Annotated in this window: 2 protein-coding genes; one reads left to right on the top strand and one right to left on the bottom strand. The window is 34.7% G+C overall.

Going from position 1 to position 1,909, the window contains the following annotated elements:
- Positions 1 to 128: 128 nt before the first annotated feature.
- A complete protein-coding gene (locus ESY88_RS20540) occupies positions 129 to 992 on the bottom strand; it encodes a tetratricopeptide repeat protein (RefSeq protein WP_147088568.1) in 864 nt (287 codons plus the stop codon).
- A gap of 624 nt (positions 993 to 1,616) precedes the next feature.
- Between ESY88_RS20540 and ESY88_RS21605 the strand changes: the two genes are divergently transcribed.
- Positions 1,617 to 1,909, top strand: a 293-nt coding sequence (locus ESY88_RS21605; protein WP_223270917.1) for a hypothetical protein, incomplete at its 3' end; no start/stop codon positions are given.

Raw genomic sequence — 1,909 nt, forward strand, 5'->3', positions numbered from 1 at the left:
AATAACAGCGCAAACTCCAGCCATCCTTCTTTAAATTCATCGTTTTACCCATAGACGGCAAATCAACCGGATTCGTCAACACAGTATTCAGCTCTGGCCTATCGGCGAGCCGAATACTTAGTTATTGGCTACAGTTTTTTATATTCAGCTGGTAATTTAATTCCATATACTTTTTCCATATACCAAAGTGGCGGAACATCAAATTTCGCTCTTCTTTTGTCCACATTCTCAATATCTATTATTGGATATTCATCATACTGACTCCAATACATTCCATAAATTTGTTCTTTCTTTTTGACTATTGACCGTTCTTCCTCAAACATTACCCAAAAATCCTTGTTGATTTTATCATTCTTAATTTGTTCATCGATGTAGGGCTTAAAAAAATTCCAAACATAATTGTCTTGTCCGTATGTTCCTCTTTGATGCCATAAAACCAACCAACCCTTTTTCTGCCAACCATATTCTTTGGTGATTTCAATAAGTCTATTTATGTTTAAAGAGTCAATTCTCGAAATTTCGTTCCATTCACTACCATTTGTACGATATTCTTGGTCTATTTCCATTAAACTATCAACTTCTCGGTAAATTTCTGGATATTCAAGTTTATTATAGAATTCGGAAATATGTTTTTCGTAATCGTTCTCAATTTCAGAGAATAATTTTTCTTCTCTAAATTTGTCAAATTCAGGAAAATTCAGGAAGTATTCTTTTGAAGTGTTTGTATTATGAATTGAAGCAATAAGTAACTCTTTTGCTTTATCATTTTTTTTAGCATTTAGTGCTGAAGCTGTTGCATAAAAGTATATAGAAACGTCTTGTGTCGGTTTTAAGTCAATTGCCTTTTCGAAGTTTAAAAGTGCCTTTTCAAATTCCTTGTCTTTAAATTGAACCATTGCTTTTTGGTCTAATTCATTGTGTTTTTCGAAGTCAGTTTTATTATCTGAACAGCTTAAAATTGTAAATAAAATTAATATTAGAATTATTCTCATAGTTTGTGTTTAATTCTGACTAACGTTTTTATAATGTTATGAAAATCAATTGTTAGTATTTTTGATTTTCAGTATTTTTTCCTTTACATCCTCATTAAACGTTAGCTTAAAGAGATTAATTTTTTTCCCGCAATGAGAGGAATTGTAGCCAACGCTCTTGAGTATGAGTAGTTGCGTGTCTCAAGCAGTAAATTTAGCAAATAAAAACGAACTTGGGAATCTACGAGTATTTTCGGAAGGAGAACAGACCTAGCAATTAATTATACGCGATGTTGTGAAAAGTGGCCTGGAATTATTGTGTTTTGTTGTTGCTTTCCCTGAGATAGTGCGATTGAGTGAGTTCCGCCGTTCCCAAAATCCGCGAACTTCGTGATTCCGTTCGAGTGGGAAATTCCGTGTGAGTGAGCAATTCCGCAACACGATTTTATTCAGAGTGGATTTGATTAAGTCAAGATTCCGCAAACTTGTCTGTTAGCGAACCAGACTAAAAATCCGCGTTGCATTATATCGGACTGGATTAGAAATCCGAAATAAAAAATCCACGACCGTAAAAAGAAAAGCTTTTTTGAGTTTCGATTGTCTAGTTATGAGTGAATTCCGCCATTTTTTACAACGTGCTTGAGTATGATTAGTTGCGTGTCTCAAGCAATAAATTTAGCAAATAAAAACGAACTTGGGCATCCACGAAGGTTTTCGGAAGAAGAACAGGCCAAGCAATTAATTATACGCGATGTTGTGAAAAGTGGCCTGGAATTATTGTGTTTTGTTGTTGCTTTCCCTCAGATAGTGGGATTGAGTGAGTTCCGCCGTTCCCAATATCCGCAAACTTTTATATTCCGCCCGAGTGTAAAATTCCGTGTGAGTGAGCAATTTCGCAACACGATTTTATTCAGAGTGGATTTGATTAATTCAAGGTT

The sequence above is a fragment of the Subsaximicrobium wynnwilliamsii genome (genome assembly GCF_007997225.1).
In the GTDB taxonomy this organism is placed as follows: Bacteria; Bacteroidota; Bacteroidia; order Flavobacteriales; family Flavobacteriaceae; genus Psychroserpens; species Psychroserpens wynnwilliamsii.